Source organism: Mammaliicoccus sp. P-M59, from assembly GCF_022386135.1.
Taxonomy (GTDB): domain Bacteria; phylum Bacillota; class Bacilli; order Staphylococcales; family Staphylococcaceae; genus Mammaliicoccus; species Mammaliicoccus sciuri_A.
Map to the genome: position 1 here is coordinate 13,557 of NZ_JAJNJJ010000007.1, position 17,153 is coordinate 30,709.

Genomic DNA, 17,153 nt, shown 5'->3' on the forward strand with positions numbered 1-17,153 from the left:
AAATGATATGGAGGATTCAACATGACGACTCAAGCAGTTTTTTTAGATATGGACGGGACAATTTTAAATGAAGACAACAGAGTAACGAATCATACAAATGATGTTATTCAAGAAGTTAGACAAAAAGGCATTAAAGTATTTATTGCGACAGGAAGAGCATATGATGAAATTCCATATTTAGTACCTGAGAATTTTGAAGTTGATGGTATTTTATCTTCAAATGGTGCAGTAGGATATATTAATGGAGAAGAAATATTTAAACACCAACTACCTATGGAAACAGTGCGTAAACTTGTTGATTTAGCAGAACAACATCAAATTTATTACGAGTTATTTCCATACTATAAAAATCGTATCGCCTTAAAACGTGATAAAACGTTATTACTTTCTGAAATCCAAACAGATGAATTGGGAGATGTAGAACGTAATGAATGGAAATCTCGACAAGAAGCTTTAAGTGAGAAAATCAATTGGGTTGATGAAATACCAGAAGATGCTTATTCTAAGTTTTATTTCTTCAAAAAATACGAGTCAGAAATTAAAAAATGGGAAGAACTTATCGTACCTATGAAAGAAGAATTAGATATTTCAATCTCTCATTCAACAACTTGTAATTTAGAAACAATGCCAACGGGTGTTAATAAAGCAACAGCTATTCAAGCGACTTTAGACTATTTAGGTATCGCAGCGGATACTGAAACTTTTGCGATTGGTGATAGTGATAACGATAGACAAATGCTCGAATTTGTAGATAATCCAATTGTTATGAAAAATGCACCTGATCATATTAAAGCGTTAGGTAATGAAGTTACGAGACGTACAAATGTAGAAAATGGCGTAGCTGACTTCTTAAGCCAAAAGTTTTTAATTAATTAAATCAATATATGAAACCATGTCCGATATAAGGTGACATGGTTTTATTTTGTGAATAAAAAAGTTGTTGGCAATATATTTTGTGTGATTGGTTTATATACATTTGGATATAATATAATGAATGATGTTTTTAGGGGTGATGAAATGATTAAAACAGTAGTATATGACTTATATGGCACGCTTTTTGATATCGATAGTGTGAGAGAAAAATGTGAAAAGTTATTCCCGGGAAATGGGGATAGAATAGCTAAAGCATGGCGATATAAACTAATTGAGTATACGCATGTGAGACAATTAGTGGATGAATATAAACCATTTAGTAAAGTGATACGTGATTCACTAGAGTACGTACTCAGTAGAAATGATTTTGATTACTCATTGAAAGAAATTAATGAATGTATGGCAGCATATAATCAATTAACGCCATTTCCAGAAGTTATGCATACATTAAAAGAACTATCAGAAGTTGATCAAATCATATTTAGTAATGGTAATAAAGACATGATAGAACAAGTATTAGATAATTCAAATATTACAAATTACTTTAAGTTTATCTTGTCTCTTGAAGCGTTTGGGGTGTATAAACCAGATTCTAATGGATACGCTTTGCTAGAAGAAAATATTCCATATAATAAAGATGAAGTACTATTTGTATCATCAAATAAATGGGATATTGTTGGTGCACAAAAGTTTGGATTTCAAACGGCATGGGTTAATCGTAACTTTAGTGATTTTGAATATATAGAGGTTAAACCCGACTTTGAATTACAATCTTTATATAGTATTAAAGATTTATTATAAAAAAAGCGCTCAATCTTTTGAATGTAGATTGAGCGCTTAATATGTTATCAATTAGGATTACTGGTTATTTGGAGGGTAAAGTGCATTTTTATTTTTGTGATAGAAGTTCATTACACTTCCGTAAATGAAGTATGAAACAGCAAACATAAAGATAAAGTACACAATATATCCAAGTACCGCGAATATAACTTGTAATACTGCTGGCATAAATGAAACAACAACTGCAACTACGATACCAATAATAGCTAAAACAATATATGCAACAACAACATAGAGTAAGTTGCTGAATAATAATTTCCAAGCATTATTAGGACCTTTACTTGTTATATTCCAACCAATTGAGAATTTAGTGAAAGTTGGTAACGATCTTTGATCAATATGAACAAGTACTGTGTTCATAATAAATATCACTATATAATATAATGGAATAAACACTGCGAATAGAACTAAAATCATAAATAACATGATAATTACAAATGATATAGACATTGCGCCGAAAGCTTCACTTGAACCGCTTGGTTGCATAATAGCCATAGATGTTCCGAATATTGCAACGAATATTAGTTCAACAACTAATACGACAATATAAATCGCTATGTACATTGCAACACTAATCACACCTATAATAACTGTAAGTTTTAATGTTTTTACATAGTTTCCTTTTCGTAAGAACATAAATAAATCACTAAAGTTTGGCCCAATACCTAAGTCTGTATCTTTGTAGTATTTAATCATGCCATAAGCTAAAGGAATTAAAACAAAGATATATAAACCAAGTGTTAATAAAAAGCCGAGTACCATAGTGACAAAGAATATCGCTAGTCCTCCGCCAGAAGGTTCACCTGAAAAGTCTTGTGATGAAGCGAGTGAGACACCACCAATTAAGAATAATACACCCGGTATTAACATTATGAGAACCATAACGATTGATGCTAAAATAGAAAATAGAATAGTTTTTAAATGGAATCCCTGTCCATTTCTAAAGTAATCTAATTGGAACTTGAACATATGATTCACCTCTTGTCTTTTTGTATCATTAGGGTACCATAAAAAACTATGTAAATGTCATTTAATTGTCAAAAACTTTCTTGCATTTGCGAATTTTTCAAAAAAGTTATAAGCACTTTATTTGATATCGTACGTTTTAACTCATATATTTGAGGTACATTAGTTATAGGAGTGAGCTATGAAAAAGTTATTCCGCTTCATCGTTTACCTTGCAACGTGGGTCGCTATTATTACCATGGTTATGCTTTTTAAAAGCCAAGGTGGATTCGATTTATTGAATCATTATGTTGAAGACGTAAAGAAGCAGATGAAAGAAAAAGAAGTAGCGATTCGTACGGAACAAATTAAAAAGAATGATAAAACAGATGACCGTTCACTTGGTAATTACTATCAAGAAGGTCAATGTACATTTTATGTATTTGAAAAAAGATTGAAAATTGATAAAAAAATTAGTTCATCATGGGGTGACGCTAAACATTGGGATGACCGTGCAAAAGAAGAAGGCTATAAAGTGAACGGACAACCTAGTGAAGGCTCAATCTTACAAACAGATTATGGTGAACTAGGACACGTCGCAATTGTTGAAGAAGTAAAAAATGATGGTTCAATTGTTGTTTCTGATATGAACTATAAAAAGCCATATGAAGTGACTTCAAGGTTAATCACGCCAGATAGATTACACAACTATCGTTTTATACATGAAAAAATTTAAAGGAGTGTTTTATAATGAAGATTTTCGTAATAGGTGCTAATGGACAAATAGGAAGACATTTAGTTAAAGATTTAGTAGCAGAAGGCAATGAAGTTGTTGCAGGTATTAGAAAAAACAGTCAAGCAAGTTTCTTTGAAGACTTAGGTGCAACAACAGCACCACTAGATCTTGAATATGACGATATCAATGACATTTCTGAAAAAATAAAAGATGCAGATAAAGTTGTGTTTACAGCAGGTTCAGGTGGACATACCGGTGCAGACCAAACAATTATTATTGACTTAGACGGCGCAGTTAAATCTATTGAAGCAAGTAAAATAGCAGGTACGAAACATTTTGTACTCGTGTCTTCATTTGATACAAGAAGATCAGCTTTTGAAGGAGATTTAAAACCTTACACAATAGCTAAACACTATGCAGATGAACATTTAAGAAATGCTAATATACCATATACAATCGTTCACCCTGGTGCATTAACAAATGATGATGCTATAGGAACAGTTACATTAGCTGAAGAAGTAGAACGTGGTAAAATACCTCGTAAAGATGTAGCGACTGTCTTGGTTGAAGTATTAAACAATGATGAGAAAATTGGTCAAGAATTCCAAGTCGTTTCAGGAGATGTTGAAATTAAAGAAGCGGTTGATCAATTTAATCAATAATCATGAAGGAGTCTTATGATGGTTAAATTCGCAATTTTGACAGATATACATGGAAATATCGATGCATTAAACGCGGTACTTTCAGATATCGATAATCGAACGGATATAGATCACATTTATAACTTAGGTGATAATATTGGTGTTGGCCATTGTACAAACGAAGTTCTTGAAGCAGTTACAAGCAGAAAAGATATGACATACATTGCAGGTAATCATGACGAAGCGATTATGTCAGTCGTTAACAACGAACCATATCCAGAAAGTTTGAAAAGTAAGTTCTATGAACATCATCAATGGATAGTAGAATATTTAGACAGTAAATATTATACCTTTTTAAATGACCTTAAACGTGAAGTTACAAAAGAAATAGACGGTTTAAAATTTTATTTCACACATTATCGAATACTCGAAGAAAATATGGATAAGCATATTAGTGAAGATCCATTTGAACCAATTGTAGATCCTTCGTTAGAACATGTACACGGATTATTTAACGGCGTAGATGCAGATTTTGTTACATTCGGACATAATCACGTGTTACATCACTTTGATGATATAGAAACAATATATTTTAATCCAGGATCAGTAGGATTAAATAATGGTGCATACGCCGTGTATGGCATTGTAGAAGTTAAAGATGGTGCCATAAACGTAGAAAGAGTCAAAGTACCTTATGATAATCAACCATTCTTAGAAGGATTCGATGATAAAAAAGTACCAGGCAAACAATTAATTTTTGAATCATTCATATAGAAGAAAACAGCCACAACATTGACGTTGTGGCTGATTTTTTTAATGTACGTGTTCTGTTTGTTCCATGCAACAGAGTAGGGAACTGTCATGCTGATGATCTGGTGTTTCTAATTGGATTGTTGCGTGATGTATAGATTTATGAATAAGTTTATGATTGATTTCTTCTATTATACTGTCGCATTCCTCCACAGTCTTATCTTTATCTACGACTGCGTGGCAACTTAATGCTGTTAAATCACTTGTAATGGACCATATATGCAAATCATGTACTTCTATTATATCTGGGTGCGACTTGATTGTTTCTGAGATTTCATGAACATCGATATTTGATGGTGTGCCTTCCATCAATACATTTAATGCAGACTTCGTAACACCATATCCGCTTCTAATAATTAATAGTGCCACAATAACACTTGCTATCGGGTCAGCTAATTTCCAACCGAATGCAATCATAATGAGTGCTGCTACGATTGCGCCAACTGAACCTAATAAATCTCCGAGTACATGAATGAAAGCACCACGCATATTTAAGTTGTCTTTCGTATCAGACCCTTTAAACATTAACCAAGCTATGAAAATATTAACAAGTAAACCGATTGTACTTATGATTAACATGCCTGTGGAAGCGACTTCTGGTGGATCTATAAATCTAGAAATAGCTTCATAAAAGATATATATACTAATAGCAATTAACAAGACACCATTAATTAAAGCTGCTAAAATTTCAAATCTCTTGTAGCCATATGTCTTATTCTTATTGGCAACACGTTCACCAAATTTAAATGCCATTAATGCTATAAAGAGTGAAATGGCGTCACTAAGCATATGTCCAGCATCTGATAGTAAAGCTAAACTATTTGTAATATATCCACCAATCACTTCAACTATCATAAATACAGCAATGATAATAAATGAAATGAGTAGTACCTTTTTATTGTTTGTATGAACATGGTTGTGGTCATGTCCATGATGTTCATGTCCCATGAAAACACCTCCTAAATTGTTAATGTTTGGCATGCTCGATGGCTTGTTTTAATAATAAGATAACGTGATCATCATCGATTGAGTAATAAATACTTTTACCTTCACGTTCAAATTTAACAAGTCTAAGATTCTTTAAAAATCTTAATTGGTGCGATACGGAAGATTGACTGAGTGAAAGTGTTTCAGCTATACAACCTACAGAATGTCTTCCGGTACATAATAAATGTAATATCTTTACGCGAGTTGGATCGCTTAATGCTTTAAAAGTTTGTGATACAAGTAATAGTGTTTCATCATCTAAAATAGTATTTGTAGTCATATTATTCTCCTAACATATGAATATATGTTCATATGTTAATCTTATTAAAATTTATGTTATCTGTCAAATCATTATAAATTGACAAAATAGCTATAATTGTGAGATGTTCACTTAAAGTAAATTTTTTGGAGGATACTATGGTGAAAATACATGGCTTAACTGTAGATAATGAATCTAGATGCGAACATTATCAAACGCCGCTTGATATCATCGCGATTAAATTTAAATGTTGTGATAAATTCTATCCTTGTTACAAGTGCCATAATGAATGTGAAAAGCATGACATTAAGAGATGGGATCAATCTGAATTTGATGAACATGCGATCCTATGTGGCGTTTGTAAAGAAACGATGTCCATCAATGATTATATGTTAAAAGAGGTATGCCCAAATTGTGATGCTCGCTTTAATCACCGATGCAAGTATCATCATCATTTATATTTTAAAATTTAAGTTGGTTTTCTATTTTAAAGGTAATTTATTACAAAACATGTTATAATATTTTTGACTTTAAAAATTTAACATTGAAATGAATGTGAATGTTGCATAGAGAGAAAAGGAGGACATTGAATGAAGGATTTGATTAAAGGTCATATATTAAGTGGCGAATTTGATACTGCATATAGATTGATGTCCGAAGTGGATTTCTTAGAATTTGAAGAACACTTTATTTCAGCAGCTCACGAAGAAGAAAGTACGATGTTTTATACATTTATATTAGACTGTATTAAGAAGGAAGAAACGAGTGAACTTCATGACTTAGCATTCTTGTTACACGTTTATCCATATAGTGAACATGATGGCGCATTTCATTCAGCTTATTATCATGCTGAAAGATCAATGATTTTAACAGATCATAAAGAAGTTAAGAGTTTATTACAAATGCTTCTATTACATGCTATACCGGAACCTTTACTTTCTGACAAACAAGCTTTTGATATAAGTAAGCAAATACTTAAGATAGACCCTGAAAATAAAGTTGCTAGAAATATAATGAAAGAAACAGCTAAGAGAATGGACCAAGTTGTGGTAGATTTTTCACAACTATCCAAATCTCAAAATGCATAAACCTAGTCTTTTGACTAGGTTTATTTTTTATGTCATTATAGACAAGTTACAAAATAAAATTTAGGAGAAAAAAATGGAGAATCAGTTTAAAAGAAAAATAATTATGATTGTCTTTTTAGTTGGTACATTTTTCATGATTTTAAATGAAACGCTCTTAAATATTGCATTAAAAGAATTAATGTCAGTATTTGATGTAGATGCACCAACTGTCCAATGGATGGCAACTGGTTTCATGTTAGTAATGGGTGTACTAACACCATTGTCTGCAGTTGTAAATCAATGGTTTACAACGAGACGGTTATTTTTAGGGTTAGTAACAATATTTTCTATCGGGACTTTAACTGCCGGGTTAGCCGTTAACTTCCCAATGTTATTAGTAGGTAGAATGATTCAAGCAGCTGGAACGGGACTTATGATTCCAACTGTCATGAATGCAATGCTCATGCTATACAATGAGAGCGAACGCGGGAAAATTATGGGTCAATTCGGATTAGTCATTATGTTTGCACCTGCATTAGGACCAACATTATCTGGTGTTATTGTTGATTATTTAGGATGGAGATGGTTATTTTTAATCGTTATCCCATTCATGCTATTTACATTTATATTCGCATATAGATATTTACAAAATGTTGGTGAAATTACGAGACCGAAAATTGATGTCTTCTCAATCATTTTATCAACAATTGGTATTGCAACTATTATATATAGTGTTTCATCGGTAAGTACTACTGAAGGTGGCTTCTCAAGTCCTTCAATTTACATCACGCTTATCATTGGTGTTATTGCGATGATACTATTTGTCTTTAGACAACTTAAATTAGAAGAACCTTTATTAGATTTGAAAGTATTTAAATACCATAACTATACAAAGGGTGTTATTATTTTCGTTGTTGTAATTATGACAATGTTTGCTTCTGAAATTGTGATGCCTATGTACTTGCAAGGTCCAATGGGATTCAGTGCTAAAGTTGCTGGATTGATCTTATTACCAGGTGCTTTATTAAATGGTTTCTTATCACCATTTATGGGTGCCATATTTGATAAAGTTGGTCCAAGAAAGCTTGTTGTACCAGGGTTAATTGTGCTGTTATGTGTCTCAATATTTTATTCAACCATTCATCCAGGTATTTCAGTATGGATATTTGTTATTGTATATATTATTTTAATGATTAGTATTTCTGCAGTATTGATGCCGGCAAATACAAATGCATTGAACGCTTTACCAAAAGAAATGTATCCACACGGTACAGCTGTATCCAATATGTTACAGCCAATAGGTGGCGCATTAGGGATTGCGATTTTTGTAAGTATTATGAACGGTGGACAAAGAGCAGCATTAGAAGGTATTAAGAACCCTACAGTAGACCAAATCAATCATGCTATGACGCAAGGTATTCATCAGTCATACTGGTTTGGTATTGTATTACTCGCTTTAGTAATCATTGTCGGATTGACAGTTACAAGAGCGAATTATAGTCAATCAATTAAAGAAAATTCATAAATATATATGAAAAAGAGCAGGACTTTTATAGTCTTGCTCTTAATTTTTGGAATACTTTCGTGAATAGTGGGTATACATCATTATGTTGAACAAAATTATGAGGAGGAAAGTTTGTGTCAAATTTGAAAGAAGCAACAAAAATAGGGTTTGCTTATGTTGGGGTCGTTGTAGGTGCAGGGTTCTCGACAGGGCAAGAGGTAATGAAATTCTTTACCCACTATGGTTTATACGGGTATATAGGAGTTATTATATCTGGTATAATGTTGGCGTTTTTTGGTAGACAAGTAGCTAAGATTGGTACGGCACTCGATGCAGATGATCATAGCTCAACGATTAACTATTTATTTGGTAAAGCAGGTATCGTTATAGATTATGTATTAATATTTTTCTTATTTGGTATATCAGTAACGATGATAGCTGGTGCTGGATCAGCATTTAATGAAAGTTTTGGGGTGCCAACTTGGTTAGGTGCTTTAATTATGTGTATTTTTATTTATATCACGCTTTTATTAGACTTCGATAAAATAGTAAAAGCACTAGGTGTCGTCACACCATTTTTAATCATTGTCATATTAATAATAGCAGGTTACTTTTTTGTAAATGGTCAAGTAGGAATTTCTGAAATTAACGATACGGTTGAATCACCAAGTCTTTTCTGGGGAATTGTTCAAGGATTTATTTATGGTGGTTTAGCGTTCTCAGTAGGATTTAGTACATTAGTTGCCATTGGTGGCGATGCTGATAAACGTCGTATTTCAGGATTAGGTGGCATTATCGGTGGTGTGATATATTTAATATTATTAGCACTTATCAATGCTGGATTATTAGTTGAATATCCTAATATTAAAGATATTGAGATACCAACGTTAGAACTCGCTAGAACAATTTCACCTATTATTGGATTTGCATTATCAGTAATTATGCTTATGGTTATGTACAACACGATTTTAGGACTTATGTACTCATTTACAGCAAGGTTTACTGTACCATTTTCTAAAAAATACGTTGTATTACTGACGATATCTATGGTAATCGCTTATGGCTTAAGCTTTGTAGGTTTCTCATCACTGATTGATAAATTATATCCAGCTATGGGTGTAATAGGTTTAGTGATTTGTGCTGCCATTGTTGTTAAATATATTAGTCGTAAAAGTGATAACAAAAAACATATCGCATAAAATAATTGAATATGTTAAACTATCTTCTTACATGAGGAAGTGAACATATGAAAAGAAAAAAACGACGATTGTTTATTTTGATTGTAGCGATCATCGTTGTTGTAAGTGGATTTTACGGTTATAACCAATATCAGGAACATAAAGAAAGGGAAGCACAATTACAAGCTCAAAGAGCCAATCAATTATTACTAAACAATAAGAAAGTAAAATTGATACGTGATGTATCTTATGGTCATAGTGCACCAAATAGTCAAATGGATATTATTATGCCTTCAAGAATGAAAAAAGGTGAGAAACTGCCAGTCATATTTTGGACGCATGGTGGTGGTTTTATAGCGGGAGACAAAAGACATAAGAATCCATACTTAGCACAAATTGCTGAAAAAGGATATATCATCGTAAATGTAAATTATGCTTTAGCACCTGATTACCAATATCCGACACCAATACAACAATTAGATCAAGCAACTAAATATACATTAAAACATAGAAATAAATTTAATATCGACTATAAACAAATTATATATGGCGGAGATTCTGCAGGTGCACAAATTGCCAGTCAATATGTGGCTTTACAAACAAATGATAAATTGCAACAGCAAATGCGTATGAAGCCAAGTATTAAAAAAGATTATTTAAAAGCTGCCATTCTTTTTGGTGGGTTATATAATATGCAAACAGTGAGATCTACAGAATTTCCAAGAATTGATTTATTTATGACAAGTTATACTGGTACTAAAGAATGGGAAAAGAACTTTGCGAGAATTAATCAACTATCTACCGTTGATCAAGTGACAAAAGAGTATCCACCTACATTTTTAACAGTGGGAGATGCTGACCCATTCGATCCACAAAATAGAGAGTTTGATGAAGTCCTTAAAAAGCAAGGTGTTCAAACGACTACAACATTCTTTGATGGTACGCACGGCTTACGTCATCAATATCAATTCCATATGAACTTGAAAGAATCTAAGAAGAATTATAATAACGTCATGATGTTTCTAGGGGCTAATACGAAACAGTCTCCATATGAAAACAATGCGAATCAAGATTCTGAAACAGTGATTAAAAAAGATAAATAATAAAAAAGGCAAACTACGCGAAATACGTGATGAGTTTGCCTTTTTTTATAATAATTTTGCCATCATAAATTCATCGTAATATTTATCATTAAAATACAATGTTTGTTCTTTCTTTCCTTCTACTTTAAAACCGAATTTCTCGTATAATCGGTATGCTGGTTCGTTCTCCGTAACGACTGTTAACTCTAGTCTATGCAGTTGTCTTCTCACTGCCCAAGCTTCGGTTTCTTGAAGTAGTTTAAATCCAATTCCTTTATTTCTAAATGTCGGAAGTAGACCCATAGCAATTTTTGCGGCATGACGATTTCGATTTGTTTTGCCACCTTGGATCGTTACATAACCAATTAATGTATCATTTAATTCTGCAACAATGATTGTAGAGTTACTTGTCGTAATCATTTCTTCTAGAAATAAAGTTTGGTTTTGTATAGATATTTGATGTTCTCCTGGATTAAAGAGTAAATATTCGGATTGATTAATCACACTATCTAACAATTTATTAAAGTTTTCAACATCATTTATTCGAATTTCGCGTATGATTTCTTTCATAAAATGTCTCCTATTTCTATTTATAAATTACAATCAGTGGTATATTTATGGTAATTAAACAATAAGTTATAAATAGTATAACACATATGTAAAGTCCGAATATAAAGGAGTGCTTAAAATGAAAGCGAATGTACTCATTTCAGGTGGATCAGGGTATATAGGCAAGCATTTAATCAGTACGTTAAAAGATGTCGGCAATCTATATACGATTACAAAGTATAAATCAGATATGATGATAGATGATGAAGTTACATGGAGAAAATGCGATATTTTTGTACTTAAAGATATGATTGAAGCTTTAAAAGATATCGATATTGCAATTTATTATTTAGATCCAAACAAGAAATCAGCGAAGTTAACTCAAAGTACTGCACGTAATTTAAATATTATCGCGAGTCATAATATGGCAAAAGCATGTAAAGTCAATAATGTTAAAAAAATTATATACATTAAAGGTTCGCCTTTTGATATAGAAACGATGGAAATATTAAGTTCAACGGGAATTGAAGTTCAAGTGACAGAACAATCTATTAAGCGACCAGCTGTATCGATAGAATTACAGAAGTCTAAAATAGATGATGTTAGAAGTGTTGATAGAATGCCCATTCCTTATAAATGGGATTTAGAAGATGTTGTGAAATACTATTTCCAATGGTTACAAGAAACAAGTGGCACGTTAGTGAGAACAGAATTAATTGGAGATATTTATTATGTTTATTTTCAACATCGCAGTAAACCATTGTTAAAATTAAAAAGAGTGCATCCAAATATTGACGAAGATATTATACAGTTCAAAGTTATCGGCGGTTCACTTACTGTAGATTTATATGAAGATAATGGCATGTTAGAATTTAGAAAGTTAAGATTAACAAATGAATTTATGGTTCATTTATTTAATTACGTACCGAGATTACCTTGGAGTATATATTATTTATCACAAGCTCCTATTCATAATGTAACGATGAAGGGGTTTGAAGTTGATTGTAGAATTAAAGATTTTCAACTACGCAGTATAGCAGGCGAAGTTAAAAAATATACAAAGTAGAGGGATAGTATGGAATTACTAATAATTGAAGATGATGAAACTTTATTTAATGCTATGAAGCAACAACTAGAGAAATGGGATTGGTCAGTACATGGCATAAATGATTTTGGTGCCGTGTTTGAAGAATATAAAGCATTGCAACCAGACATGGTCATTATAGATATTCAGTTACCTCAATATGATGGGTTCTATTGGTGCCGTGCGATTAGAAAACAGTCTAATATACCGATTGTATTCTTATTATCAAGGGACCACCCAATGGACCAAGTTATGAGTATGGAACTAGGTGCGGATGACTTTATACAGAAACCATTTCACACAGAAGTGCTAGTTGCCAAACTTCAAGCAATATATAGAAGGGTTTATCAATATAATAAAGATGAGCCTAGAATTAAGTTATGGCATAAAGCACGCGTTGATTATGGTAAACATATAATTGAAAAGAATGATATTGAAATTTCGTTAACTAAAAATGAAATGTTTATTTTAGAAATTCTGTTGAATCATAAGAATGAAATCGTGAGTAGAGATACGATTATTACTGCTTTATGGGATGATGAACAATTTGTGAGTGACAATACATTAACTGTTAATGTCAATCGCCTAAGAAAGAAACTTACTGAAATTGGATTCAATGATTTAATTGAAACTAAAGTAGGTAAAGGCTATATTGCGCACGAGCCGGAGGGATAAAATGATCAAATCGTTTCTGAAAGAAAAATGGATTTGGATATTACTGTTTATAGTCATGCAAGCTACTATACTGCTTACGAGCTGGTTAGATATAGCCTTTTCTTTTAAAAGCGCTTTGTACTTAATCGGTATAAATTTGATTATTTTTATCGTGTTTATATGGTTGATTTACACGCGCGAAACAAGATTTTATAGCGCATTAAAAAATGATATCCCGATTAAAGAAATTGAACATAAAGAATTGAATCAATCAACATATGAAAAAATCGTTTTTGATTATATTCAACTTTATGATGAGCGTACGAGACGTACCATTCACAACCAAAATAAAGAAATACAAGCGACTAAAAATGATTTGTTGGATTGGATACATGAAGTTAAAACACCCATCACAGCAATGAAATTATTATTAGACCAAATTGAAGAACAAGATTTAAAAAAGAATTTATTATATGAGTGGAGCAGAATCGACTACTTACTGGATCAGCAACTTTATATTAGACGTTTAAGTTCTAAAAGTAATGATTTTTATTTTGGACATTATGCTTTAAAAGAGATGGTTATAAAAGAAATTCAACATGCACGTAATATTAGCATGGCTAAAGGCATAGGGTATGATATACAAATTGAAGATGAAAAAGTTTATACAGATGAGAAATGGTGTCGTACAGTCATTAGACAACTTATAAGTAATGCTCTGAAATATACGGAGAATAAAGATATTATCATTTCAACTTATGAACAGCATGGTCAAACATACTTGAAAATTCAAGATTTTGGGAGAGGTATAAAAGCGCGCGACTTACCACGTATTTTTGAAAGAGGCTTTACTTCAACGACAAATAGACGTGAGTCAACAGCCACAGGAATGGGGCTTTATTTAGTTAAAGAAATTACTGAAGGACTAAGTATTAAAGTCAATGTGAAATCTACTTATGGTGAAGGAACGACAGTATTGCTTATTTTCCCACAACCAAATGATTTAACAACGGTAGAACATTCAAGTGACAAAAATGTCACTTCAAACATGAAAATGTACGATGAATCAAAGGAAGAATTGTAAAAAAGGCTATAAGATGGAATCATAAACAAATTACAAAGGAGTTTTGAATATGAGTATATTAAAAACTGAACAACTCGTTAAAGTTTATGGTTCTAAAAAAAATCAACAAGAAGTGTTGAAACAAATAGATATGACTGTTGAAAAAGGTGAATTCATTAGTATTATGGGGCCATCTGGGTCAGGAAAGACGACACTGTTAAATGTATTAAGTTCCATTGATTATGCGACAACAGGGCAAATTGAAATTAATGGTCATCAATTACAGAACATGAACAACAGACAAATGTCTAATTTCAGAAAAAAAGAGCTAGGCTTTATATTCCAAGAATATAATTTGCTTAATACGCTTACGGTGCAAGAAAATATCATGTTACCTTTAACCATTCAAAAAATTTCTAAAAAAGAAGCGCAAGTAAGATTTGAAGAAATTAGTAAGGCGTTAGGTATTTTAGATATACAAAATAAATATCCTAGTGAAATTTCTGGTGGTCAAAAGCAAAGAACATCAGCTGCAAGAGCATTTATAGCACAACCATCTATTATATTTGCTGATGAGCCAACAGGTGCATTAGATTCTAAATCTGCTTCAGATTTACTGAATAAATTAAATCAAATGAATCAAATGACGCAATCAACAATCGTTATGGTTACACACGATTCATCAGCAGCAAGTTATTCGAACAGAGTCATATTCTTGAAAGATGGTAAGATCTACTCTGAACTTTATAAAGGAGACGATGATAGAGAGACATTTTACAAAGAAATCATCAAAACACAAAGTGTGTTAGGTGGTGTTGTAAATGAGCTTTAATCAAATTGTTATTAAGAATTTAAGACGAAACATTCGACATTATAGTATGTATGTCTTTTCAATAACGATGAGTGTCATGCTCTTTTTCGGATTTGTCACGTTAAGGTTCTCTGAAGATTTAAATAGTGTTCAATCAGGTATAAGAGTTGGCGCAGCTATTAAAGTAGGTGTAACAATACTGACGATTATCATCGTTATATTTCTACTTTATGCCAACAAACTCTTTATTAAGAGAAGATCGAGAGAAATGGGATTGTACCAATTAATCGGTATGACAAAGCGAGAAGTCTTTAAAATATTTGCTTTAGAAAACTTTGTATTATTTACATTAACAGCTGTGATTGGTTCTATTTTAGGATTTTTCTCTTCTAAAATATTATTGATGATTTTATATAAAATCATCGGCGTCCAACAAGAAGCACATTTGAATTTTAGTATAGAAGCTTTCTTTCAAACGATTGTACTTATGATTGCGATTTATATCATTATCGCTTTTCAAAATGCAATATTTATAAATAGAAAGACAATTTTAGCACTTATGCATGAATACAATGCTACAGATACTAAAATTAAGAAAATTAAACTATATGAATTGATTTTTGGTGCAATTGGCATCGTCATGATTATAAGTGGTTATTATTTATCAAGTGTCATGTTCGATAATCTTAGCGATGCAGGGATGGCAACGTTATATATAAGAATGCTTACCATTTTATTCTTAACAATAGTGGGTGCTTACTTGCTCTTTAGATGTTCAATCTCATTAATATTTAATACCATTCGTAAATATAAAAAAGGCATGCTGAGTGTAACAGACGTTGTTTCAACTTCATCTATTATGCACAAAATGAAAACAAATGCTTTATCGCTCACAATTATCGCAATAGTGTCAGCTATGTCAGTCGGCCTATTAGCATTGAGTTACGTTCAATATTACAACGCCGAAGAAACAGCAAGAAGTACATCACCAGATGATTATATTTTTGTAAATAAAGATGCAAATCAACAATTTAAAAAAGCATTAGATGCTGAGCATATTCAATATAAAGAACGTAATTACAACGTGACACGTTATATTATTGATGATAGAAAAGTGCTTGAAGGTGCTAATGAAACTAGAGGAGTAGAACCCAATTCACCGTCAACAGTAGCTAAAGCATCTGAATTTAAAGGTATAAAATTGAAAGACGATGAAGTAGCAGTTGTAGGATTCAATGATCTTCTTGATAGAGTCACTAATGTAAATGATGAAGAAAAAATGTCTTACAAAATGGGTAATCAAACACATCATCTTAAAGTGAAATCTATTAGTAAAGAAAATTATTTATCTTCAATGGTTTCTTATAATGCACCTGTTTATGTTGTGTCAGATCATACATTCGACCAAATGAAAAAACATGAAGCTAGAAATGATGACATGAATCAGCAATTTGGTGTGAACTTAACAAATGATAAAGATGTTAAGAAAGCAGAACAAATCTTTGGAAAAGTACAAAGTAAAACCGAGTCATCTATGTCATATCATGAAATTTACAATGACTCTAAAAGTAGCCTAGGTGTTATGCTGTTTATTCTTGGATTCTTAGGTATCGCATTCTTACTATCTACTGGATGTATCATTTACATTAAGCAGATTGATGAAACGGAAGATGAAACATCAAACTACAATATCTTAAGAAAGTTAGGCTATACATCTAAAGATATGTCTAAAGGTATTGCACTAAAAATTGGCTTTAACTTTGCATTACCATTAATCATTGGATTATGTCACGGATATTTCGCGGCTAAATCAGCTTGGTTCTTTATGGGACAATCATTCTATACACCAGTGCTGATCGTTATGTCACTTTATTCATTAATCTATATTCTGTTTGCCTTCTTAGCATACATCCACTCTAAACGCGTGATTCAAAGAGTGCTTTAAAAATTAAATATTTAAAATAAAGGCTAGTGCTTGTCATTAGCCTTTTTTTGTGTTATAAAATACCAATGTGAACTTTGTGTTTACGAAAAGTTTACAGACAAGATAAATTTTCAAAAATAAATTAA

General features: G+C 31.9%; 19 protein-coding genes. 15 read left to right on the forward strand and 4 right to left on the reverse strand.

Annotated features, from left to right (window positions below):
* The first annotated feature begins 21 nt into the window (after positions 1–21).
* Together LQ617_RS11175 and LQ617_RS11180 are read left to right on the forward strand one after the other, a co-directional pair.
* On the forward strand, positions 22–876 hold the full coding sequence (locus LQ617_RS11175) for a Cof-type HAD-IIB family hydrolase (RefSeq protein WP_239740430.1): 855 nt from the start codon (positions 22–24) through the stop codon (positions 874–876).
* A 141-nt stretch (positions 877–1,017) separates the two neighbouring features.
* Positions 1,018–1,674, forward strand: a complete 657-nt coding sequence (locus LQ617_RS11180; RefSeq protein ID WP_239740431.1) for a haloacid dehalogenase type II — start codon at positions 1,018–1,020, stop codon at positions 1,672–1,674.
* A gap of 57 nt (positions 1,675–1,731) precedes the next feature.
* On the opposite strand, the gene LQ617_RS11185 is transcribed toward LQ617_RS11180, so the two are convergent.
* Positions 1,732–2,682, reverse strand: a complete 951-nt coding sequence (locus LQ617_RS11185; protein WP_037590029.1) for a hypothetical protein — start codon at positions 2,680–2,682, stop codon at positions 1,732–1,734.
* A 178-nt stretch (positions 2,683–2,860) separates the two neighbouring features.
* On the opposite strand from LQ617_RS11185, the gene LQ617_RS11190 reads away from it, so the two are divergent.
* Genes LQ617_RS11190 through LQ617_RS11200 form a run of 3 tightly spaced genes read left to right on the forward strand, consistent with a single transcriptional unit; the run spans position 2,861 to position 4,809 of the window.
* Positions 2,861–3,394, forward strand: coding sequence for a CHAP domain-containing protein (locus LQ617_RS11190; RefSeq protein WP_037590028.1), 534 nt, complete (start codon positions 2,861–2,863; stop codon positions 3,392–3,394).
* 14 nt (positions 3,395–3,408) lie between these two features.
* Positions 3,409–4,056 carry an SDR family oxidoreductase gene (locus tag LQ617_RS11195; RefSeq protein ID WP_037590026.1) on the forward strand — a complete coding sequence of 216 codons (648 nt, stop codon included), beginning with the start codon at positions 3,409–3,411 and terminating at the stop codon, positions 4,054–4,056.
* Between the two features lie 18 nt (positions 4,057–4,074).
* Complete coding sequence (locus LQ617_RS11200) at positions 4,075–4,809, forward strand: metallophosphoesterase family protein (RefSeq protein ID WP_239740432.1); 735 nt, start codon at positions 4,075–4,077, stop codon at positions 4,807–4,809.
* A 39-nt stretch (positions 4,810–4,848) separates the two neighbouring features.
* On the opposite strand, the gene LQ617_RS11205 is transcribed toward LQ617_RS11200, so the two are convergent.
* Positions 4,849–5,793 (reverse strand): cation diffusion facilitator family transporter, encoded by a 945-nt coding sequence (locus LQ617_RS11205; protein ID WP_239740433.1) that lies wholly within the window; start codon positions 5,791–5,793, stop codon positions 4,849–4,851.
* Between the two features lie 19 nt (positions 5,794–5,812).
* A complete protein-coding gene (locus tag LQ617_RS11210) occupies positions 5,813–6,112 on the reverse strand; it encodes an ArsR/SmtB family transcription factor (RefSeq protein ID WP_025907403.1) in 300 nt (99 codons plus the stop codon).
* A gap of 137 nt (positions 6,113–6,249) precedes the next feature.
* Between LQ617_RS11210 and LQ617_RS11215 the strand changes: the two genes are divergently transcribed.
* The 5 genes from LQ617_RS11215 (at position 6,250) to LQ617_RS11235 (ending at position 10,943) form a co-directional block, all read left to right on the forward strand.
* Complete coding sequence (locus LQ617_RS11215; RefSeq protein ID WP_025907402.1) at positions 6,250–6,564, forward strand: CHY zinc finger protein; 315 nt, start codon at positions 6,250–6,252, stop codon at positions 6,562–6,564.
* Between the two features lie 117 nt (positions 6,565–6,681).
* Positions 6,682–7,179, forward strand: a complete 498-nt coding sequence (locus LQ617_RS11220) for a hypothetical protein (RefSeq protein WP_037590018.1) — start codon at positions 6,682–6,684, stop codon at positions 7,177–7,179.
* A gap of 73 nt (positions 7,180–7,252) precedes the next feature.
* On the forward strand, positions 7,253–8,683 hold the full coding sequence (locus tag LQ617_RS11225; RefSeq protein WP_037590016.1) for an MDR family MFS transporter: 1,431 nt from the start codon (positions 7,253–7,255) through the stop codon (positions 8,681–8,683).
* Between the two features lie 113 nt (positions 8,684–8,796).
* Positions 8,797–9,861 (forward strand): YkvI family membrane protein, encoded by a 1,065-nt coding sequence (locus tag LQ617_RS11230; RefSeq protein ID WP_037590015.1) that lies wholly within the window; start codon positions 8,797–8,799, stop codon positions 9,859–9,861.
* A 47-nt stretch (positions 9,862–9,908) separates the two neighbouring features.
* Positions 9,909–10,943: an alpha/beta hydrolase gene (locus LQ617_RS11235; RefSeq protein ID WP_239740434.1), complete on the forward strand. Its 1,035-nt coding sequence runs from the start codon at positions 9,909–9,911 to the stop codon at positions 10,941–10,943.
* A gap of 45 nt (positions 10,944–10,988) precedes the next feature.
* On the opposite strand, the gene LQ617_RS11240 is transcribed toward LQ617_RS11235, so the two are convergent.
* Positions 10,989–11,492 (reverse strand): GNAT family N-acetyltransferase, encoded by a 504-nt coding sequence (locus LQ617_RS11240; protein WP_025907393.1) that lies wholly within the window; start codon positions 11,490–11,492, stop codon positions 10,989–10,991.
* Positions 11,493–11,610: 118 nt separating this feature from the next.
* Between LQ617_RS11240 and LQ617_RS11245 the strand changes: the two genes are divergently transcribed.
* Genes LQ617_RS11245 through LQ617_RS11265 form a run of 5 tightly spaced genes read left to right on the forward strand, consistent with a single transcriptional unit; the run spans position 11,611 to position 17,028 of the window.
* Entirely contained in the window at positions 11,611–12,537 is a 927-nt protein-coding gene (locus LQ617_RS11245; protein WP_126477702.1) for an NAD-dependent epimerase/dehydratase family protein, read from the forward strand.
* A gap of 9 nt (positions 12,538–12,546) precedes the next feature.
* Entirely contained in the window at positions 12,547–13,230 is a 684-nt protein-coding gene (locus LQ617_RS11250) for a response regulator transcription factor (RefSeq protein ID WP_239740435.1), read from the forward strand.
* 1 nt (position 13,231) lies between these two features.
* A complete protein-coding gene (locus LQ617_RS11255) occupies positions 13,232–14,293 on the forward strand; it encodes a sensor histidine kinase (protein WP_126477704.1) in 1,062 nt (353 codons plus the stop codon).
* Positions 14,294–14,342: 49 nt separating this feature from the next.
* Positions 14,343–15,104 (forward strand): ABC transporter ATP-binding protein, encoded by a 762-nt coding sequence (locus LQ617_RS11260; protein WP_025907385.1) that lies wholly within the window; start codon positions 14,343–14,345, stop codon positions 15,102–15,104.
* Positions 15,094–17,028, forward strand: coding sequence for an ABC transporter permease (locus LQ617_RS11265; protein WP_239740436.1), 1,935 nt, complete (start codon positions 15,094–15,096; stop codon positions 17,026–17,028). Before LQ617_RS11260 ends, LQ617_RS11265 begins: the two co-directional genes overlap by 11 nt.
* Positions 17,029–17,153: the final 125 nt, after the last annotated feature.